The 19,885-nt window shown below is 71.0% G+C and carries 21 protein-coding genes; 11 read left to right on the top strand and 10 right to left on the bottom strand.

Annotated elements, in window-relative coordinates:
- Window positions 1-68: 68 nt before the first annotated feature.
- Together ACWGKT_RS46500 and ACWGKT_RS46495 are read right to left on the bottom strand one after the other, a co-directional pair.
- On the bottom strand, window positions 69-1,874 hold the full coding sequence (locus ACWGKT_RS46500; protein ID WP_453278502.1) for an alkaline phosphatase family protein: 1,806 nt from the start codon (window positions 1,872-1,874) through the stop codon (window positions 69-71).
- A gap of 165 nt (window positions 1,875-2,039) precedes the next feature.
- Window positions 2,040-2,591, bottom strand: a complete 552-nt coding sequence (locus ACWGKT_RS46495; protein ID WP_453278501.1) for an ATP-binding protein — start codon at window positions 2,589-2,591, stop codon at window positions 2,040-2,042.
- 140 nt (window positions 2,592-2,731) lie between these two features.
- Between ACWGKT_RS46495 and ACWGKT_RS46490 the strand changes: the two genes are divergently transcribed.
- The 5 genes from ACWGKT_RS46490 (at window position 2,732) to ACWGKT_RS46470 (ending at window position 7,193) form a co-directional block, all read left to right on the top strand.
- The gene (locus ACWGKT_RS46490) at window positions 2,732-3,337 is read left to right on the top strand and encodes a TetR/AcrR family transcriptional regulator (protein ID WP_453278500.1); all 606 of its coding nucleotides are present in this window, start codon (window positions 2,732-2,734) and stop codon (window positions 3,335-3,337) included.
- Window positions 3,338-3,587: 250 nt separating this feature from the next.
- Complete coding sequence (locus ACWGKT_RS46485) at window positions 3,588-4,046, top strand: hypothetical protein (protein ID WP_356142583.1); 459 nt, start codon at window positions 3,588-3,590, stop codon at window positions 4,044-4,046.
- Window positions 4,047-4,147: 101 nt separating this feature from the next.
- Window positions 4,148-4,327 carry a hypothetical protein gene (locus tag ACWGKT_RS46480; protein WP_453278499.1) on the top strand — a complete coding sequence of 60 codons (180 nt, stop codon included), beginning with the start codon at window positions 4,148-4,150 and terminating at the stop codon, window positions 4,325-4,327.
- A gap of 71 nt (window positions 4,328-4,398) precedes the next feature.
- Window positions 4,399-6,285 (top strand): ABC transporter ATP-binding protein, encoded by a 1,887-nt coding sequence (locus tag ACWGKT_RS46475; RefSeq protein ID WP_453278498.1) that lies wholly within the window; start codon window positions 4,399-4,401, stop codon window positions 6,283-6,285.
- Complete coding sequence (locus ACWGKT_RS46470) at window positions 6,282-7,193, top strand: serine/threonine-protein kinase (protein WP_453278497.1); 912 nt, start codon at window positions 6,282-6,284, stop codon at window positions 7,191-7,193. Before ACWGKT_RS46475 ends, ACWGKT_RS46470 begins: the two co-directional genes overlap by 4 nt.
- A 36-nt stretch (window positions 7,194-7,229) precedes the next feature.
- On the opposite strand, the gene ACWGKT_RS46465 is transcribed toward ACWGKT_RS46470, so the two are convergent.
- The 4 genes from ACWGKT_RS46465 to ACWGKT_RS46450 all read right to left on the bottom strand — a co-directional run bounded on the left by ACWGKT_RS46465 (window position 7,230) and on the right by ACWGKT_RS46450 (window position 11,013).
- The gene (locus tag ACWGKT_RS46465; protein WP_453278496.1) at window positions 7,230-7,976 is read right to left on the bottom strand and encodes an anti-sigma factor family protein; all 747 of its coding nucleotides are present in this window, start codon (window positions 7,974-7,976) and stop codon (window positions 7,230-7,232) included.
- Window positions 7,966-8,553, bottom strand: a complete 588-nt coding sequence (locus ACWGKT_RS46460) for an RNA polymerase sigma factor (RefSeq protein ID WP_356142593.1) — start codon at window positions 8,551-8,553, stop codon at window positions 7,966-7,968. The genes ACWGKT_RS46465 and ACWGKT_RS46460 overlap by 11 nt, the downstream gene beginning before the upstream one ends.
- Before the next feature lie 135 nt (window positions 8,554-8,688).
- Window positions 8,689-10,203, bottom strand: coding sequence for a glycerol kinase GlpK (glpK, locus tag ACWGKT_RS46455; RefSeq protein WP_453278495.1), 1,515 nt, complete (start codon window positions 10,201-10,203; stop codon window positions 8,689-8,691).
- Between the two features lie 42 nt (window positions 10,204-10,245).
- Entirely contained in the window at window positions 10,246-11,013 is a 768-nt protein-coding gene (locus ACWGKT_RS46450) for an IclR family transcriptional regulator (protein WP_453278494.1), read from the bottom strand.
- A 198-nt stretch (window positions 11,014-11,211) separates the two neighbouring features.
- Here ACWGKT_RS46450 and ACWGKT_RS46445 point away from each other — a divergent pair, with 198 nt between their 5' ends.
- Window positions 11,212-11,637 (top strand): ATP-binding protein, encoded by a 426-nt coding sequence (locus tag ACWGKT_RS46445; protein ID WP_453278493.1) that lies wholly within the window; start codon window positions 11,212-11,214, stop codon window positions 11,635-11,637.
- A 124-nt stretch (window positions 11,638-11,761) separates the two neighbouring features.
- Window positions 11,762-12,355, top strand: a complete 594-nt coding sequence (locus ACWGKT_RS46440) for a TIGR03086 family metal-binding protein (RefSeq protein ID WP_453278492.1) — start codon at window positions 11,762-11,764, stop codon at window positions 12,353-12,355.
- 22 nt (window positions 12,356-12,377) lie between these two features.
- On the opposite strand, the gene ACWGKT_RS46435 is transcribed toward ACWGKT_RS46440, so the two are convergent.
- Window positions 12,378-12,779: a hypothetical protein gene (locus ACWGKT_RS46435; RefSeq protein ID WP_453278491.1), complete on the bottom strand. Its 402-nt coding sequence runs from the start codon at window positions 12,777-12,779 to the stop codon at window positions 12,378-12,380.
- Window positions 12,776-12,985, bottom strand: coding sequence for a hypothetical protein (locus tag ACWGKT_RS46430; RefSeq protein ID WP_453278490.1), 210 nt, complete (start codon window positions 12,983-12,985; stop codon window positions 12,776-12,778). Before ACWGKT_RS46430 ends, ACWGKT_RS46435 begins: the two co-directional genes overlap by 4 nt.
- Before the next feature lie 201 nt (window positions 12,986-13,186).
- Here ACWGKT_RS46430 and ACWGKT_RS46425 point away from each other — a divergent pair, with 201 nt between their 5' ends.
- From ACWGKT_RS46425 to ACWGKT_RS46415, 3 genes are all read left to right on the top strand, one after another.
- Window positions 13,187-14,059 (top strand): trypsin-like serine protease, encoded by an 873-nt coding sequence (locus ACWGKT_RS46425; protein ID WP_453278489.1) that lies wholly within the window; start codon window positions 13,187-13,189, stop codon window positions 14,057-14,059.
- Window positions 14,060-14,246: 187 nt separating this feature from the next.
- Window positions 14,247-15,101 carry a GAF and ANTAR domain-containing protein gene (locus ACWGKT_RS46420; RefSeq protein ID WP_453278488.1) on the top strand — a complete coding sequence of 285 codons (855 nt, stop codon included), beginning with the start codon at window positions 14,247-14,249 and terminating at the stop codon, window positions 15,099-15,101.
- Between the two features lie 91 nt (window positions 15,102-15,192).
- Window positions 15,193-16,038: a hypothetical protein gene (locus ACWGKT_RS46415; RefSeq protein ID WP_453278487.1), complete on the top strand. Its 846-nt coding sequence runs from the start codon at window positions 15,193-15,195 to the stop codon at window positions 16,036-16,038.
- Here the strand turns inward: ACWGKT_RS46415 and ACWGKT_RS46410 are convergent.
- Both ACWGKT_RS46410 and ctaD read right to left on the bottom strand, forming a co-directional pair.
- A complete protein-coding gene (locus ACWGKT_RS46410) occupies window positions 16,014-16,451 on the bottom strand; it encodes a hypothetical protein (RefSeq protein WP_453278486.1) in 438 nt (145 codons plus the stop codon). The genes ACWGKT_RS46415 and ACWGKT_RS46410 overlap by 25 nt on opposite strands.
- Window positions 16,452-16,454: 3 nt before the next feature.
- Complete coding sequence (gene ctaD / locus ACWGKT_RS46405) at window positions 16,455-18,125, bottom strand: aa3-type cytochrome oxidase subunit I (RefSeq protein ID WP_453278503.1); 1,671 nt, start codon at window positions 18,123-18,125, stop codon at window positions 16,455-16,457.
- A 788-nt stretch (window positions 18,126-18,913) separates the two neighbouring features.
- Between ctaD and ACWGKT_RS46400 the strand changes: the two genes are divergently transcribed.
- Window positions 18,914-19,765, top strand: a complete 852-nt coding sequence (locus ACWGKT_RS46400) for a CAP domain-containing protein (RefSeq protein WP_453278485.1) — start codon at window positions 18,914-18,916, stop codon at window positions 19,763-19,765.
- Window positions 19,766-19,885 lie beyond the last annotated feature (120 nt).

The raw sequence follows: 19,885 nt of genomic DNA, 5'->3' as shown, positions 1-19,885 counted from the left end.
GCCCCTGGCGAGATGCCGGGAGCCGAGCGCGCGTGCCGCTGCCGCCGATTCAGCCGGCGGTCGGCGAATCAGCCGACGGTCAGGGAGATCGGCCCGGCCAGCACCGAGTAGCCGTCGTTGGCGAGGTAGTACACGTCGTACGCGCCCGCGCCGTTGAGCTTGCCGGTGGAGAAGGTCAGCGCGCCGCTCGCGTCGGGCGCGTACGCCCAGGCCTGCGAGGACTGCCGGCCGGGGACGACACCCGCCGGGTAGATGCCGATCCAGTTCTTCGCACTCACCTGCGCGGCGGAGGGCACCGCGTACCGGAAGGTGACGTTGCCGCCGTTCGCGACCGCCTTCTGGCCGCCGGTGAGCGTCGGCTTCGTGGCGGTGGACGGTGCGAAGGCCGCGTTCAGCGGCGTCGCGTAGGTGTCGTTGGCCGTCAGGCCGGGCAGGCCGAGGGCCCCCTCGATGGTGCGGGCGATGCCGTAGTGGTCGTAGTGGGCCGGGCTGCTGGTGCCGGCCGGGACGGTGCCCTGTGAGCCGACGACCGTGGTGACGATGTGGTTGTAGGCCTCACTGTTGCTCTCGTCCCAGGTCAGGATGAGCAGCGAGCGCTGCTGGGTCCAGGCGGGAGAGGTCAGCACCGGGGCGAGCGTCTGCTTCAGCCAGCCGTCCTGCGTCTTCAGGCTGGTGGGAGAGCCGTTGCCGGAGGCCTCGCCGTCGTAGTAGTCGTCGGCGGCGATCCAGGAGAAGTTCGGCGTGGTCGCGGCCGACTGGAGGTCGGTGGTCAGCTGCGAGGTGTCGAACAGGTGCGCTGCGCAGCGGGAGGCGTTGCCGCTGATGTCGGTGTAGTTGATGAACGGTGCGTCGTCGGGCTCGTAGTAGCGGTCGAAGTTGTTGCTGGTGTTGCAGGGCGTGCCCATGCCCTGTTCGTAGGCCTTCCAGCTCTTGCCGGCCGCCTCGATGGTGTCGCCCAGGTTGCGCTGCGGGGAATTGATGTTGGGCCAGTAGGTGGCGCCCTTGGCGTAGGTGTCGCCGCCCGCGACGGCGAGGTAGTTCTCGTCGCTCGGGTGGTAGACGCCGTGGAAGTCGGTCAGCGTCGCGCCCTGCCCCATCAGGCTGTGCATGAAGGGCGTGTCCGCCGGATCGTTCATGATCGCGGAGTAGTCGGTGTTCTCCATCATGACCATGAACACGTGGTCGTAGCCGGGCACTTTGGTGGCCGGCGGGGTGAGTGCGGCCGGGGCGGTGACCGGTGTGTTCAGGGTGAGCGAGAGGTTGTCGAGGTAGCCCGTCTCGTGGGACGTCGACAGGAACTGCACCTCGACCTGGATGGACCGGGTGCCGGTGGGGACCGAACCGGTGGTGGTGCGCGAGAGGAACTTGGTGGCCAGGCCCCGGTCGCTCGCGGAGACGGTGGGCAGCTTGGCGGTCGCGCCGATCGGGCGGCCGTTCGCGTCCTGGAAGTGCAGGCCGACCCCGACGTAGCCGCTGTAGGCGGTCCAGCCGCCGAGCCAGCCGGAGAGGTCGTAGTCGACGCCGCCGCCGTCGATGGCGGCGGCGGCCGAGGAGACGTCGACGGTTTGTGTCATCGCGCCGTCGCCGAAGTTGCCGGGCCCGAAGAAGGCCTTGCCGGGCGCCTTGCCGTCGCTCGGCAGCCCGAAGGAGCCGGCGGTGTGGCACATGACGTCCGGGCCGCCGGCCTCGGTACTCCAGCCGGGCACGGTGGAGGCGCTGCTCCAGTCGTCGGTGCAGTAGCCGCCGGCCTCCGCGTCGCCGTTGACGATCAGGTTGCCGCTGCCGCCCGCCGCCTGGGCGGGGGCGGGAGCGGAGACGATCAGTGCGCCGAGGAGGGTGAGTAGCCCGCCGTGGGATCTCCAGCGCAGTCGCATGCGTATACCTCGTCCCGTTGCTGTGGGTGCCATGAGGATGGTGCGTGTCAAGGCCTGGCTGTGCGCCATGAACGGGACATAGGTACCGGCCGCCCTTGTCGGGCGGAAGAACCGCGACCAAACTTGTTCAGACAAGTTCGGGTCGCATCAGCGGGACGTCGGAGATCACCACCCCTGCTCGCACGCCTCGGACGCTTCCGTCCGCAGCCGGAACCAGATCGTCTTGCCGGTGGCCGTACGCGTGGTGCCCCACGCCTCGGCGAGCAGGTCGAGCAGCTCGGTGCCGCGCCCGCCCTCCGCCTCGGGGTCGACGACATGCCGTACGGGAGCGGCGTCCCGGGTGTCCTCGACCTCGCACAGCAGGCGGTCGCCACGCAGCTGGAGGTTGAGCCGCACGGAGCCGGAGGTGTGGCACAGGGCGTTGGTGACGACCTCGCTGACCAGCAGTTCGGCGGTGTCGACCAGATCCCGCACGCCCCAGTCGGCCAGTTGCGCGGTCACCAGTCGCCGGGCCTGACGAACCGAGGTCAGGTCCCGCCGCAGGGGCCAGGAGGCGTCCCAGGCGGTGGCGCGGGCGCGCGGCGCGTCGAGCGGCCGCAACGGCTCGAAGACACGGGACCACATCGCCCGCTGCCGGGCCAGACGCGACGCCACCTTCCCGAGGGGGCGGTGTTCTGCGAGGGGGTTGGTGGTGCGACCCAGAGCCCGGGCGGCCATGGGAATCAGTCCCTTCGGGGGTACGAGCTGCCTGCGCCATTTCCGTAGCAGCTGCTACAGCTATAAGGTACACGTAGCGGACGCTACAGTAAATACTTGTACAAAAAATGATGAATCGGACAGAGCGGAGAGGAGCGCGCATGCCGCGTCCACCCGACCCGGCCAAACGTCGTGACCTGCTCGAACGCGTTCGGTCGTACGTCATCCACAACGGCCTGGCGGACCTGTCCCTGCGCCCGATGGCCCGGGCACTGGGCACCAGCGACCGCATGCTGCTGTACTACTTCGGCACCAAGGAGCGCATGGTCGCCGAGGCGCTCGCGCTGTACGAGGCGCGCCCGCTCCTGCGCGTCCGCGGCCTGCTCGACACCATGGGCACCCCCCGGGACGCCGCGGCGCTGCGCCGGTTCGCGGAGGAGATCTGGCGGCAGTTCAGCGGCCCCGACATGCGCGCAACGCTGCCCCTCTATCTGGAGGTGATGAGCGCCAGCGTGCTGCATCCCGAGCGGTACGGCCCCGTCATGCGCGACCTCCTCGGCGAGTGGACGGGCTTGGTGACCTCCCTCTTCCGTGGCCTGGGCATGACCGAGCCGCACGCCCGGACGGAGGCCACCCTGCTGGTCGACGCGATGTTCGGCCTGCTGACCGCACCCCTGGCCGACGGGGACTGGGACCGGGCGGGTGCGGCCTGCCACGCCCTGCTCGACCGCCTCGAACCCGGCTGGCGCGTCGGAGATCCCGTATGACGTCCCGGAACCTGCCGCACCCTCACGCTCCGTGCGGCGAGGGCGGTTTCACGCCCGCCGGCACATACACCGACGTCACCGGGTGACGACACAGCGAATCGGTTCGCATCAAGTACCGGAAACCGCAATCCCTCCGCCGCCGCCTTCCGTATGCACTCCAGGGGACACAAACCCGACCACCACCCGGAACACCCGCTCTCCGGAGCCTCGTTGCCCAGCGATTCGATGCCCCTGAACACCTGGAGTCAGGATGAACTCCACGCATGCCGCCGAAGCCGGCCTGACGGGACTGGCCGCGGGCTGCGCCATCGGCAACACGGTGCTGCACACGCTCCTCGTCCCCGACCACCTGGCGGAGATGTTCTACATCGGCGTCCTGTTCGCCGTGGGCAGCGCCGTCATGCTCGCCGTGGCGGTGGCGCTGATCGTCATGAAACGTCCGCTGATCGCCTGGCTGACCGGCACGCTCGTCAGCCTCGGCATGATCATCGCCTTCGCGTTCTCCCGCACAGTGGGCCTCCCGGGCGGCTATTACGAGCCCGGTTGGGAGTCGCCGTACGGCCCGCTGTCCCTGCTCGTCGAGGGGCTCTTCGTCGTGGCGTTCCTCGCCTGGCTCGGTGTCCTGACCGCGCGGGGCGCCGCCCCCGGACTGCCGTACAGGGCGGCGCACGAGCAGGTCCCGGTGGGGCCCGGCGCGGCCCGCCGATGACGGCGCATTCGATGAAATCTGCAGGTTTTCTTCGGAAACGCCATCTAATTCCCGTTCTGCACCGTATGTGATACAAGGCATGTTTCAACTGGAGGAACCTCATGGCGATTTTCAGTCGGCTGTTCCCGGCCAGCCATCGTGACCACGGTGACAACACGTCGCACCACGGCCACGGAGGAGACAGGGACAACCACCACGACCACGACCGGCACGGCCACGGGCACGACCACGGCGAGGGGCACCACGACCACGGTCACGGCCACTCCGGCCACAACTACTGACACCAGACCGAGCGGACCGGTGACCGGGGGAACCGGTCCGTTCCGCCGTCGGTGCGCGACGGAGCCGAACCATGGTGCGTGTCCCCTGGCAGATCCCTCGCCGTGCCCTGCGGCGACTGCTGGCCGTGGGCGCGGATCCCGACGCCGCGAGCACCGTGGTCACGGCGGCGCCGCCGGTGCCGCCGCGCGAGGTGTTCCGGCGCTTTTGGCCCTACACCCGGGGCCGCCGGCCCTGGCTGGTGCCACTCGTGCTGTTCAGCCTGGTCGGGCCCCTGGCCGACGCCGCCGAACTGTGGCTGTTCAAGATCGTGGTGGACGACGTGCTCGTCCCCCGCGATCTGAGACCGTTCGTCTGGATCGCGCCGACCTATCTGGCGCTCGTCGTCGGCTCGGGCGTGCTCGGCTTCGCCGACGACATGACGTCCACCTGGGTCGGCGAGCGGTTCCTGCTGGCCCTGCGCTCCGACGTCTTCCGGCACGTCCAGGGGCTGTCGCTCGGGTTCTTCGAGCGCCGAAGGCTCGGGGACGTGCTCTCCCGTGTCACGGGTGACGTGGACTCCGTCGAGACGTTCATGCTCTCCGGGGTCGCGGACGGCCTGTACCACCTGGTCCGGCTGGGCGTCTTCCTCGGGCTGCTCTTCTACCTCCGTTGGGACCTGACGCTGCTGGCGCTCGCCATCGTCCCGCTGTTCTGGCGTTCCGCCCGGCACTTCTCCCGGCTGATCAAGGAAGCGTCCCGGGAGCGCAGGCGCCGCAGCGGCTCGCTGAGCGCCGTGGCCGAGGAGTCGCTGGGCAATGTCGTGCTGGTCCAGGCGTACAACCGGCAGGACTGGGAGGAGCGCCGCTTCGAGCGGGAGAGCCTCGGCACGTTCCACGCGACGATGGCCTCCACCCGCATCCACGCCGTCTACGGCTCGCTCGTCGAGGTCATCGAGGTGGCGGGCGGCCTCGCCGTCATGGGCCTCGGCACCTGGAAGCTGGCCCAGGGCCAACTCACCCTCGGCGGCCTGCTGGTCTTCCTCGCGCTGATCGGCAAGCTGTACAGCCCGATCCGCGGCCTGTCCCATCTGGGCAACACCTTCTACGCCGCGTCGGCGTCCGCGGAACGGATCATCGAGCTGCTCGACCAGCGGCCCCAGGTCACCGAGGTCCCCGACGCCCGCCGGATCGGCCGGGCCCGGGGCGCCGTCGAGTTCGACGCCGTGTCCTTCCGCTACCCCGGCACCGCGCGCCGGGCCCTGTCCGACGTGTCGTTCCACGTCGCCCCCGGCGAGGTCCTGGCGCTGGTCGGGGCCAGCGGGGCCGGCAAGTCCACGGCCGCCAAGCTGCTGCTGCGCTTCTACGACCCCGACCGGGGCGCGCTCCGGCTCGACGGCGCGGATCTGCGGAGCCTGCGCGTGTGCGACGTACGCGAGAACGTCGCGGTGGTCCTGCAGGAGACGTTCGTCTTCCAGGGCACGGTCCGGGAGAACATCGCCTACGGCCGGCCCGGGGCGAGCGAGGCGGAGATCGTCGCAGCGGCGCGCGCCGCGGATGCCCACGAGTTCATCGAGCGTCTCCCGGCGGGCTACGACACGGTGGTCGGCCAGCGCGGCCGGACCCTGTCCGGCGGACAGCGCCAGCGCCTGGCCATCGCACGCGCGATGATCAGGGACGCGCCCGTCCTCCTCCTCGACGAGCCGACCACCAGCCTCGACGCACCGTCCGGCCTGAAGATCATGGAGCCACTGCGCCGTCTGATGGCGGGTCGGGCCACCGTCGTCATCTCCCACGACCTGCTCACCGTCCGCGACGCCACCCGGATCGTGGTGCTCGACGGCGGCCGGGTCGCCGAGTCCGGGACCCACGACGAACTGCTGGCCCGGGACGGCGCCTACGCCCGTCTGCACCGGCTCGGCGCCGCGACCGGCCACCCGGCTCGGATGCCCGCCACACGACCGGGGACGGTGCTGTCATGACAGGCGGAGCGGAGGGATCGGGCGGACCGGGTGGATCCGGCGAGCCGGAGGGCGTGGGCGGAGCCGACCGCCCGAGCGGACCGGAGCGACCGCCCCTCGCGCGGGCACCGGGCACCCGCCCGGTCCCGGGCTACGAGTTCCTCGGCCATCTCGTGCGCACCGGCTGGCTGGACGTGTACGACGCCTGGAGCGAGGAGCGGGCCTGCCGCTGTGTGATCAAGGTGGTCCGTCCGGACCGCCGCGACAAGGCGGACCTGGGCGACCGGCTCCTGCGGGAGGGCCGGTGGCTGCGGGTATTCACGCATCCGCACCTGGTCCGCGCGTACGAGCTCTTCACCTCCCCGGAGCCACTCGTCGTCCTGGAGACCCTGACCGGGGAGACGCTGTCCCACCTCGTCCGCCGGTTGCGGCGCCGGCTGTCCGCCGGGGACGTGGCCATCCTCGGCGTGCAGCTGTGCTCCGCGGTCCACTATCTGCACGGCCAGGGCCTGCTGCACCTGGACCTCAAACCGTCCAACGTCGTGGTGGACTGCGGGCACGCGAAGGTGTTCGACCTCAGCGTGGCCCGGCCGCCCGGCCCCGCGCCCGCCGGATTCGGCACGTACGGCTACATGGCACCGGAGCAGGTGCGCGGCGGACGGCTGTCGGCGTCGGCCGACGTCTGGGGCATCGGCATGACCTTGTACGAGGTGGCCAGTGGTGTCGTGCCCGTCGCCGGGGCGCCGATCGCCACGCGCCGCCGCCTGCCCCGCGCGCTCGCCGCGGCCGTCGACGCCTGCCTGCGGGCGGACCCGGCGGCCCGGCCGACGGTCTCCGAGCTGACCAGGGCCCTCGGCGCGGCGCTCCCGGGCGAGGGGATCCGCCGTGCGGGGTCCGGCGGTGAGGGACCCGGCATCGTCCTGAGCTGAGGGAGCGCGCTCCTTCGCGGACCCGGCGAACCGTACCTACGCGCCGACGGCCAGCGGACCCGTCGCGAGCACGGTGCCGTCGGGCGTCGTCACGCGAGCGCCCGAGACCGCCGAGGGGTCGACGGAGGTGGGGGCGCCCCAGGAGCCGCTGCCGCTGCGCAGAGTGAACGTGCCCACGCGCACCGTGGAGCCGTCCTTGTGCTCCAGCACGCAGTTGATCTTGCCGTTGTACGGGCTGCCGGCCTGGGCGAGGTTGACGGTCATGAAGACCCAGCCCTCGGGATCGGTGTGCGCGTAGACCTCGCCGACCGGCTTTCCCCCGGCGGCGGTCGCGGTCAGGTCGCCGGACAGCATCTCGGCATTGACGGCGGAGCTGCGGGAAGGCCCGGCCAGGACGTGCTCGACCGCCGTACCGGCCGCCCAGCCGCCGAACCCGATCGCGACGACGCACGCGGCCGCGACGGAGGCGAACCGCAGCCGTGCCCGGCGGAAGGAGCCCTTGCGCGCGGCGGACGCGCGGGCGTGCCCTCGCCCCTCGTGCGCCGGCGCCTGCCGGGTCAGCGCCTGTGCCACCCGGGCCTCGAACCCGACCGGCGGTTCACTGCCGGGGAGCAGGCCGATCAGCCCGTCGCCCACGAGGGTCAACTGCTCGATGTACTCGCGGCAGTCCGCGCAGCCGTCCAGATGGGCGAGCGCACCGGCGCGTTCCCGTCCGGGCAGCACACCGAGCGCGAGCTCGGCGCCGATCTCCCGCAGCTTCTCGCAGGTCATGTCATTGGACATGGTCGCCTCGTTTCGGAGACGCGAGCGTGGTCCGCAACTTGCCCATCGCCGTCCTGACCCGGGTCTTGGCGGTGCCGAGCGGGATCTTCTCGGAGTCGGCGATCTGCTGGGCGGTCATGCCGTAGATACCCGCCATCACCAGGGCACGGCCCTGTTCGGGCGGCAGCTCGGCCACGGCCGCCCGCAGCCGGGTGGACGCCTCGTCGGCCAGCGCCTGCTGCTCCGGCGTCTCGCTGACCTCCCCGAGGATCGCTTCGAGATCCTCGGGCGCCACCGGCTCCGGCCGCCGGGAACGGACGGCGTCGATGGCGAGGTTGTGGGCGATGGCCGTCAGCCAGGTCCGCACCGACCCCCGGCGCGCGTCGTAGATCTGCGCATGACGCCAGGCGCGTTCGAACGTCTGCTGGGCAATGTCCTCGGCGAGCTGTGGATCCCCGATGACCGCGAGGGCGACACCGAAGACCGTGTGCTGGAACCTCCGTACGAAGGTGACGGCGAGCTCCGGATCGCCTGTGGCCAGCCCGGACAGCAGAGCTTCGTCCGAGAGTCGGCCCACTGGAAACCGGAATCTCGACATACCTGTATATACGGCCCATCCACCCCGGGGGATTGCCCATCCACCAGGAATACGGAAGTCCATATTCCGATTTTCCCTCGTCCGCGCCTCGCGCGCCCCCACTGCGCGCCCGACATGGGGCACGGCCGTGGCGGGTCACTCGTGCTTCGGCGGTCTCATCCACCCCAGCGACCGTTCGACGGCCCGTTGCCAGTTCTCGTACTCCGACTCCCTCCGCTCGGGATCCATGTCCGGCAGCCACTGCCCGGCCCGGTGCCAGTGCCGCCTGAGGACCTCCAGGTCCGCCCAGAAGCCCGCGGCGAGCCCGGCGGCATAGGCGGCGCCCAGGGAGACCGTCTCGGCGACCATCGGCCGCACCACGGGCACGTCGAGCACATCGGCGACGAACTGCATGAGCAGGTTGTTCGCCGTCATGCCGCCGTCGACCCTCAGCTGCTTCAGCGGGACCGGGAAGTCGGCGTTCATGGCGTCGACGACCTCCCGGGTCTGCCAGCCGGTCGCCTCCAGGACGGCCCGGGCCAGGTGCCCCTTGGTGATGTACGAGGTCAGGCCGACGATGACGCCGCGCGCGTCGCTGCGCCAGTGCGGAGCGAACAGCCCCGAGAACGCGGGGACGATGTAGCAGCCGCCGTTGTCCTCGACCGTCCGCGCGAGGGTCTCGATCTCCGGCGCGCTGCTGATCAGCCCCAGCCGGTCGCGGAACCACTGGACCAGGGAGCCGGTGACGGCGATCGACCCCTCCAGGGCGTAGACCGGGGGCTGGTCCCCGATCTTGTAGCCCACGGTGGTGAGGAGTCCGTGCCGGGACCGCACGACCTCGGACCCGGTGTTGAGCAGCAGGAAGCTGCCCGTTCCGTACGTGCACTTCGCCTCGCCCGGGGAGAAGCAGGTCTGGCCGAACAGGGCGGCCTGCTGGTCCCCGAGAGCGGCCGTGATGCGGACGCCGGGGACGACCGAGCGGGCCTCGCCGTAGCTCTCGGCGGAGGAGCGGATCTCGGGCAGCATGGGGCGGGGCACCCCGAAGAACGCCAGCAGCTCTTCGTCCCAGGTGAGCGTGCGGATGTTCATCAGCATCGTGCGGCTGGCGTTGGTGGCGTCGGTGACGTGCAGACCCCCGTCCACGCCCCCGGTGAGGTTCCAGATCAGCCAGCTCTCGATCGTGCCGAACAGCACCTCCCCGGCCATGGCCCGCTGCTCCAGACCGCCGACGTGGTCGAACAGCCAGCGGATCCGCAGCGCCGAGAAATAGGTCGAGGGGGGCAGACAGCACCGGTCGAGGAAGTACTCGTCCCCGGGCCGGCGCCTGAGGTCCTCGACCAGCGGTGCCGTACGCGTGTCCTGCCAGACGATCGCCCTGCCCAGCGGAACACCCGTGTGCCGGTCCCAGAGCACGGTCGTCTCGCGCTGGTTCGCGATGCCGATGGCGGCGACCTGGTCCACGCCGATGCCGGCCTCGGACAGGGCGTCGGGGACGACGCGCTGCAGGGCGCGCCAGATCTCGACGGCGTCGTGCTCGACCCAGCCCGGTCTGGGGAAGTGCTGCTGGTGCTCCCGCTGCGCGACCGCAGCCAGCCGCCCCTGATGGTCGAACAGAATGCATCGGGTGGAGTTGGTGCCCTGATCGACGGACATTACGTACCGTTCCACCATGATCGGATCTGCCTTCCGATGTGTCGACAAGGCGGTGGGGGATTACCAGCGAGCAGCCCCCAGGTCTCGGGAGATCGCCCGCGCGGCCTCGCGGAGCAGAGTGATCAGGTTCGGCCGGGGCCGGCCGTGGCTGTCACAGATCCTCTCGACCGGCCCGGACAGCCCCAGCGCACCCACCACGAGACCGCCCTGTCCCCGGATCGGGGAGGCGACGCCGGCCTCGCCCATGCTCATCTCCTGGACCTCGACGGCCCAGCCCTGCTCCCGGACCTCGGCGAGGGCCTCGGTGAGCCGCTCCGGGGCGATCAGGGTGTGCCGGGTGTACATCTCCAGGCCGACATCCAGGGCCGCCTCCACGGGCGCCGTTCCGTAGGCCAGCAGGACCTTGCCGAGCGAGGAGGCGTGCAGCGGCAGCAGCGTGCCCACGTCCAGGGTCTGGAGGGTGTCGTCGGGCCGGAACACATGGTGGACGACGAGGACCTTGCCCTCCAGGGGGGTGCCGAGGCGGACCGCTTCCCCGCTGCGGGCGGCCAGGGCGTCGGCCCAGTTGATCGAGCGCGAGCGCAGCTCGTTGACGTCGAGATAGCTGGTGCCGAGATGCAGCAGGGCGGCCCCGAGCTGGTACTTTCCCGTCGCGGCGTCCTGTTCCACGAAGTCCACGTGCTGGAGCGTGCGCAGGATCCCGTGGGCGGTGCCCTTCGCCAGCCCGAGCGAGGCCGCCACCTCACCGAGCCCGAGTCGACGGGGTCCACCGGCGAGCAGACGCAATATCGCCGCCGCCCGTTCGATCGACTGGACTGGGCCGGTCATGAAGCGAGCCTAGTACCGCGCCGCCGTGTCCGCTTTACGTGCAGTCGGCCGGTTCGGTGCCGGGTTGTAAGGAGCCGTTCGGTAATGCCGACCGGTGTTCATTGACCCCGTTCGTCCCACTCCATAACGTGCACTGAGGCCCGGTAGAAGCGCACGGGGCCCGGCATCAGGCCGACAGCGCTCACCCGAGGAGAGCAGATGGCGGTACAGCTGGACATGGTGCCTTGGGAAGCAGTCGAGTACGTCGCTCCGCTGCCACATGTCCCGGGCGCCGTCTCGGCCCTACGACGACAGGTAAGGGCGCTCCTCGACGACTGGCGGGTGTCGCCGGAGATCGTCGACGACTCACTTCTGGTGGTGTCGGAGCTGCTCACCAACGCGCTCGTGCACGCCGTGCCCCCTGCGGAGCTGCGGCTCTCGTGGGACCGGCGCGACGGACTCAGCACCCTGCGGATCGAGGTCACCGACGGTGGTCCCGTCCTGGCGCCGGGGCAGTGGCCCCTGGGGATCGACCCGGACGAGCACGGCCGCGGCGAGAGCATCGTGCACGCCCTGGCCTCGCGCCACGGCATACGCGTGCATCCGGGCGGGGTGACCCGATGGGCGGATCTCGTAGCCCTGTGACAGCACACAAGACGCGAAACTTCTTCTCCGCTCCGCGCCGAGTCCCCGCATCGCGGACCGTATCTGTCCGCAACGGCCCATAGGTTCGTCTCATCAACCGCAGGGTCGGCAGAAGGCGGCAGACATGGCGAACATGCAGGGCATCTCCGTTCTCACGCGTGCGCACGACTATCTGCGCGAGGTGGTCGCCGCCGTTCCGGAGGGCGCCTGGGGCGTACCGACGCCGTGCAGCGAGTGGACGGCGCGGCAGGTCCTCAATCACGCACGGATCGACCAGCAGGCCTACGGCCTCGCCCTGACCGGCGGTCGCCCGGACAGCGACCCCTTCCAGCCGGCCGACGCCCTCGACGGCGACCCGGCGGCCGAGCTGGACAAGACACTGGGCGCGGTGGCGGACGCGTACACGCGGCTGCCCGCCGACGCCGACCAGGTCCCCACCCCGCTGGGCCCGATGCCGCTCGCCCTGGCCGCCGCGACGGCCGCGATGGATGCGGGCGTCCACGCCTGGGACATCGCCGTCGCCACCGGCCAGGACCGGAGGCTCGACGACGCCCTGGCCGACGGCATCCGGCCGGCCGCGGACCGGCTCGTCGACCACCTGCGCGACGCCTACCGCGTCTTCGCGCCGGCCCGGCAGCCGCGCGCCGACCACACCAGCGCCGAGGCACTCCTCGCCCACCTGGGCCGCGACCCGCACTGGACAGCCGAGGTGCGCTAGACATCCGCGCGCGGGTCGGCCGCTAGGAACCGGCGTAGTGCGCCGTGTCCTCGGGCGGCCCCGGCCCACGGCGTCGGGCCAGGGCCGCCGCGCGTCGGTGAGGGGCCGACCGCCCGAGCACGTGTCCGAGACCGGCGGACAGGCCCGCGAGGAGGAGAAGGACGAGCAGCTCGCAGACGCTCAGGATCCGGTCCGACAACCGGCTGGATTCGGGACGATGACCCAGGCGCGGGGCCGCTCGGTCCTGAGGGTCGACGGTGACCAGCACCCGTGCGCCGACGGTCAGCCGTGTGGTCCCGGCGTCCAGCGTGCGGTGGGGTACGCCGGGGGGCGGGGCCAAGTCGTAGGTGTACGTCGGATCGGTCTCCTCGCCCAGGTCGGTGTAGTTCCGGTGCACGTGCTCCCGCTGCACCACGGCCGTCACCCCCACTTCGTGCCGACGGGGAACGCCGTCACTCCCGGCGCGACCGCCCCGATCTTCTCCACCGCGTAGTCGGCCGCCGCGCGCAGGGTACGCACGGTGGCGGCCGGTGCCGGGCCGTCGGCCGCCCGCGCGGTCCGCGCCGAGGAAGCACCTGCGGCCGTGGCACCGGCCGCCGTGGCCAGCACCGTACGCCGGGAAACACTCATGACCGCCTGCCCCCAACTGCTCGCTGTCGCAAGGAAGTTGGCGTGAGCCTCGCACAGGGGCCACCGGCATGTACACCCACGTGATCGACGTTCATCCCCATGAACGAGCCGGGTCTTGTCGCGGGCCGCCCCAGGCACTTCAATGCTCCCTACCTCCCACAGGAGAACGCCTGTCCCACACACCCAGTGAAGGGGTTCTTCTTGACCGCCCTACGCGCCACCGCCGTCACCGCAGCGGCCTGTGCCACCGTGCTCGCCACCGCGCTGCCCTCGTCCGCGATCAACTCGTACAACGCCACACCCGCGCCCGAACGCACCGAGGTGGGCGCGCTCGTGGCCACCTGGGACAACGACGACGACCCGGCCACGCCGGACCGGGTCGACTGGGTCTGCTCGGGCACGATGATCGACGCGAACACGTTTCTGACGGCGGCCCACTGCACCACCGACTGGCCGGACGACGTGCGGTTCTACGTCTCGCTCGACCAGGACGTCCAGGCCGCACTGGACGCCGCCGCGAAGCAGTACCCGGGCGACCCGGCCGCCCAGGCGAGCGCCGTCGCCGTCGAGGGCACCGCACACAGTCACCCCGACTACCCGGGCCCGGCCTCGGACCCGCACGACATCTCGGTGATCGAGCTGCCCGCCGCGAAGGTCGCCGCCCGCTGGTCCTTCACCCCGGCCGCCCTGCCGACCGCCGACCAGCTGGACTCACTGGCACCACAGGGACTGAACTCCGCCGCCTGGACGGTCGCCGGGTACGGCACGCAGGAGGCGGTCAACGGCCCGGGCGGCCACACCCACCCGGGCGGCGGCGTCCGCATGAAGGCGCCCGTGACCTTCAACGCCCTCAACAAGGCCTGGGTACGCCTCGGCATGACCGCGCCCCAGGGCAACGGCGGCGCCTGCTACGGGGACTCCGGCGGCCCCGACTTCGCCGTCCTCGGCACAAAGCGCGTCCTCGTGGCCACGACCATCACCGGGGACACCCCCTGCTACGCGACCAACGTCGCGTACCGGCTCGACACACCGGGGCCCCGTTCCTTCCTGTCCCCCTTCGTGCAACTGCCGTAGCCGATCCCGAGGGACCGCCGACCGTGCGGCGCCGGTCGCGGTGCGCCCGAGGGCGCCCGCGTACCGGCGTTCGGCGACCTCTTGCGTGCACTCCCGCCAGGCCCGTTACAGTCGGGCCAGTGCTTGGGGAAACAGGCACCCGACCGCAGGACGATGCGTCTGTCATCCAGCGAAAGGAAGTGGCCTGATGAGCCAGGAGCCGGAAGGCAAGGTGATTCCCCTGCACGACTCGTCATCCGACCGGGAGGAGCACGAGCGGCTGCGGCAGCAGAACGCCGGACTGCGCAACCGGATGCTGGCGCGCACCTCCATATCCGCGGCCCAGGGCGTACTGCTGGAGCGCTACCGACTGCCCTCCCTGGGCGAGGCGTTCGACCTGCTGCGCCACACGTCCCAGCGGCACAACGTCAAGCTGCACACCCTCGCCGACGCCGTGCTCCGCACCCCCGGGCCCGACCGGGACGCGCACGCCTGGTTCCCCCGTCGCGTCCGCACCGCCCCTCCCCCGCTCACCGGCCTGGCACCGGCCGACCACAACGACGCCGCGGGCCCGGCCGGCGCCGTCCTCGGTGCCGCGCTGGACCGGGTCCTCGACATCACGCAGACCCCGATGGGCAACGTACAGCTCGCCGAGAACGGCCTGTTGCGGATGGAGAAGCACACGGGTCTGAACCGGCGGTTCGTCGACCACTTCACCTTCGTCGACGGCCCCGGAACCTCCTGCGGCCGGGCGGCGGAGAACCGGCGGCAGGTCACCGTCCGCGACGTGGCCACCGCCACCGTCTTCGACGAGGAGTCCCGGCGGGTGATCCTGCACGCCGGCAGCCGCGCCTGCCACAGCGTCCCGCTGCTCGACGAGCGCGGCGCGCCGCTCGGGGTGATCTCCTCCCACCACCCGCGCCCCCTGGGCGGCTTCACGCGCGCCCAGCTCGACGCCCTGGAGACCACCGGAGCCGTGGTGGGCCGCTGGCTCTCCTGGCACCGCCGCACCGTCATCCGCGACGCGCTGGAGGACCTGCACGCCACCGCACAGCCCGCCTGACGGCACGCGCGCGAGGACCCGGCCCCCACGGCCACCGGACTCCGCCATGTCCGGTTCGTCGGATTTTGGCGCCCGCCGTTACAGTCGGCGGGTGAGCCATTTCGAGGAGCACGCCGAAGGGGCCGGGCCCTTCATCACGCGGCTGACCTGGAAACCCGCCGAGGACATCATCGCGGTGTGGGAGTCGCGTCCGGCTCGCAAACGCGGGGTGCTCACCTTCCGCACCGCGGGACGGCGGGAAGCCGAGGCGCGGAGCGCGGACGCCGTCGCGCTCCGCCGACTGAGCAGGCTCAACACGATCGCCGCCCTCGCCTTCACCGTCGGAGGCGCGCTGTTCGCCCTCGGTGCCGGCGTCAGCCAGTTCGGCTCGGACACCTCGGCGAGTGCCACGATCTACTTCGTCGGCGGCCTGTTCTTCAACACCGGCGGATACGCGTCCTTCCTCCAGGCGGTCAACTCCCCGCGCCGGGACAGCGCAACCGGCGCGCTGGAAACGCCGCGCTGGAGGTGGTGGAGCTACGAACCCGTCCGCATCGACTGGCTGAGCACCTTCATCCTGTTCGCGGGAACCCTGGTGTTCGGCATCAACCTTCTGGACTCGTTCCTGAAGGGCCTCTCGGTCAAGGAGCTGAACAGGCTGATCTGGGCCCCCGACATGGTCGGTTGCTTCCTGTTCCTGGCCTCGGGACATCTGGCGCTGGTCGAGGTCTGCCACGGCCGACCGGGTCTGCGCGTGCGCGACCTCGGCTGGTGGATCGTCGCGATCAACCAGCTCGGGTCGGTGCTCTTCCTGCTCGCCGCGCTCGCCGCGTTCACCCGCCCCGCGACCGGAAGCCTCGTCAACGTGAACATCGCCAACTGGGGCACGCTCACCGGCGCGCTGTGCTTCTCCGTCGGCGGTGTGCTCCAGTTCTACGAGCGCCCCGACAAACCGTGACCGACCACGAGCAGGAGGCCCACCACGGCGGCCACGGCACACACCGAGGCGGCGACGACGCTCCGGGAGGGCCCCACGCAGGCCCGGGGCCGAGCGTGCCGCAGCTGTGCCCAGAGGCGTACGGCCTCCCGCGCCTCGCGCCTGCGCTGCGCGGCCGAGCGCAGGCGCACGGCGCCCGTGCAGGCGGCCGCGGTGACGGCCGCGGCGCCCGGCGTCCACCAGGTCTCGGCCACCAGCAGCAGCACGGCTAGGACACCGGCACTGCCCCATCCGGTCACACAGGCCACGGCGGCGGTACGCCGGGAGTCCGGCCGGTCCGCGCCGGCGCGCAGGTCGGCCACGGCCGGCAGGTACCAGACACAGCCGGCGGCGGTGACCAGCGCGGTCCCCAGGGCGGCAACGGGATGGGACACGGCCTACCTCGCGCCCGATTCGAGCGCGGCGATCTCCGGGTGGTGCAGGTCGAACGCCGGGGACTCGCTGCGGATACGGGGCAGGGAGGCGAAGTTGTGCCGCGGTGGCGGGCAGGACGTCGCCCACTCCAGCGAACGGCCGTAGCCCCAGGGGTCGTCGACCTTCACGGGCTCGCCGTACTTGGCGGTCTTCCACACGTTGTAGAAGAACGGCAGGATCGACAGGCCCAGCAGGAACGCCCCGATCGTGGACAGGGTGTTGAGGGCGGTGAAGCCGTCGGCCGCGAGGTAGTCGGCGTACCGGCGGGGCATGCCCTCGGCGCCCAGCCAGTGCTGCACCAGGAACGTGAGGTGGAAGCCGATGGTGAGCGTCCAGAAGGTGATCTTGCCCAGGCGCTCGTCGAGCATCTTGCCGGTGAACTTCGGCCACCAGAAGTGGAATCCGGCGAACATCGCGTACACGACCGTACCGAACACGGTGTAGTGGAAGTGGGCCACCACGAAGTACGAGTCGGACAGGTGGAAGTCCATCGGCGGTGAGGCCAGGATGACACCGGTCAGGCCGCCGAAGACGAACGTGATCAGGAATCCGGTCGTCCAGAGCATCGGCGTCTCGAAGGACAGCGAGCCCTTCCACATGGTGCCGATCCAGTTGAAGAACTTCACACCGGTCGGCACCGCGATCAGGAAGGTCATGAAGGAGAAGAACGGCAGCAGGACCCCGCCGGTGACGTACATGTGGTGGGCCCACACCGTCACGGACAGACCGGCGATCGCGATCGTCGCGGCGACCAGACCCATGTAGCCGAACATCGGCTTGCGGGAGAAGACCGGGATCACCTCGGAGACGATCCCGAAGAACGGCAGCGCCAGGATGTACACCTCGGGATGGCCGAAGAACCAGAACAGGTGCTGCCACAGCAGCGCCCCGCCGTTGGCCGCGTCGAAGACATGGCTGCCGAACTTGCGATCGCACTCCAGGGCGAACAGCGCCGCCGCGAGCACCGGGAAGACGATCAGGACGAGGACCGCGGTCAGCAGCACGTTCCACACGAAGATCGGCATCCGGAACATCGTCATGCCGGGTGCCCGCATGCAGACGATCGTGGTGATGAAGTTGACCGCGCCGAGGATGCTGCCGAAGCCGGACAGCGCCACGCCCATGATCCACAGGTCGGCGCCGAGCCCCGGGGAGTGAACGGCGTCCGAGAGCGGGGCGTACAGGAACCAGCCGAAGTCGGCGGCCCCGTCCGGGGTGAGGAAGCCGAACGCGGCGATCGAGGAGCCGAACAGGAACAGCCAGAAGGCGAGCATGTTCAGCCGGGGGAAGGCGACGTCCGGGGCGCCGATCTGCAGCGGCATGATCCAGTTGGCGAAGCCGGTGAACAGCGGCATCGCGAACATCAGCAGCATGATCGAGCCGTGCATGGTGAACGCCTGGTTGAACTGCTCGCTCGACATGATCTGCAGGCCCGGCCGGGCGAGCTCGGCCCGCATCATCAGCGCCATCACGCCGCCGACGAGGAAGAACACGAAGGCGGCGACGAGGTACATCGTCCCGATCTTCTTGTGGTCGGTGGTCGTCAGCCACTCCGTCCAGGACGGGCGCGCGGCACCGCGCTCGGCCCGTCCGCCCTCGGCCCCGGCTCCGTCCCCGGCCCCGACCCCGGACACCGCCGTGACCTCGGCTTCCGGCCGCGTGGCCCCCACCTGCTGTATGCGCACCTCGTCCACTGGACGGCGCCCTCCCCATCTTCACGATTCATCGACATGTCGACGCGCCGAAAGACGCACGGGGCCGGTCGACGGACCCGGCCCCTCCGGACCGCCGCCCCATGATCGCCGCAGGGGCACCGGCCCCGGATAGGGCCGAACGGGCCCCGACCGGGTCGCGGCATGGGGACCATCAGCCCACCCCGACCGGCCGCGGCGGGACCCGGCAGCGGGCGCGGGCCCAGCGGAGCCCGGGGGACGCACCACCCGACGGACACGTCGAGGCGGCGCCCACCACCACGAGGCCGAGGCACCCGCGGCCACCGGACCGAAAAGCGGAAGCAATGGTTCCGTGACATCCCTCACAGGGGCGCCGCGAAGTAGCCGGGCCGGATAGTAGATGCCGCTCTATCGACATATGGGATTTGTCCGTCTTGGCCCAGGCGGCGAACGTGCCCGACTTGGCGGCATTCCCAGCACTCGGCACTTTCGCCCGTTCTTCACACGCACAAGGCTTCTGACGGGGCATCAGGAGGCGGCGAAGTGCGTGTACGCCGGACACGCATGCACCCACGCCCGTGGCAAGGGCCGCCCAGGCCTACGAAGCGAGGTAGTACGAAGGGCCTTTGCGTGCCCTGTCAAGCGGTCCTAAGAATGACGACCGCACTACGTCTCCGCAGTTCAGGAGTGGAGTCGGCGCAGAGCCAGCCGCACCAGAGGCGCTCGGCGACTACCGAGTGAGGTCACGCATGGGGAAGCACCGCAAGAAGCAGCACTACCGGCGGATGGTCATCGCAACCGTCGCCACGGGCATCGTGGGCGTACCGTCCGTCGCCCTGGCCTGTTCGGAATGGCCGGGCGGAGGAGATCAGCTCCAGCCCGGACGGAACTCCGCGGCCGGGCAATGGTGGAGCAAGGGCGACTGGGGCCGCCAGTGGAACCTCCAGTGGGACCACGTCCGGAACACCGGCGGGCACGGCGGGCACCGGCACACGGCGCCGAAGGCTCCGGCCGCGTCCCCGAGCGCTCCGCACACCACCGCACCGAAGCCGGCCGCTCCGCACACCGCCGCACCCAAGCCGGCCGCGCCCAAACCTGCCGCGCCGAAGCCCGCGCCGCCGAAGCCGAGCCCCACCGCGTCGCACAGCGCCGCTCCCAAGCCCGCCGCCACCCCCTCCGCGCCCCCCGCGGCGCCGAGCACCCCGAAGCCCGCCGCCACGGCGTCCGGGACCGTCGCCCGCATCGTGCAGCTCGTCAACGCCGAACGCAGCAAGGTCGGCTGCTCGGCCCTGAAGCTGAACGCGACCCTGACCAAGGCCGCCCAGGCACACAGCGCGGACATGGCGTCGCACCAGAACATGTCGCACACCGGGTCCGACGGCTCCTCGCCGGGCGACCGCATCACGCGGGCCGGCTACGACTGGAGCGCCTACGGAGAGAACGTCGCCTACGGCTACTCCACCCCGGAGCAGGTCATGGCGGGCTGGATGTCCAGCCCCGGCCACAAGGCGAACATCCTCAACTGCACGTTCAAGGAGATAGGCGTCGGCCTGGCCCAGCCCAACAGCTACTGGACCCAGGACTTCGGCACCGCGCGCTAGGTGCTTCGACCGGGGTGACCTGACCGCCCCGGACGTCGCCGAGCCACCGGTCTCGGTTCACCGGTGTCGCCACCGAGCGCCGGGCTCCCCGGCCGAGCCTGCCTCTGCGGAGGCAGGCTC

The sequence above is a fragment of the Streptomyces sp. NPDC054794 genome (genome assembly GCF_053611585.1).
This window is presented reverse-complemented; position numbering and strand designations above follow the sequence as displayed.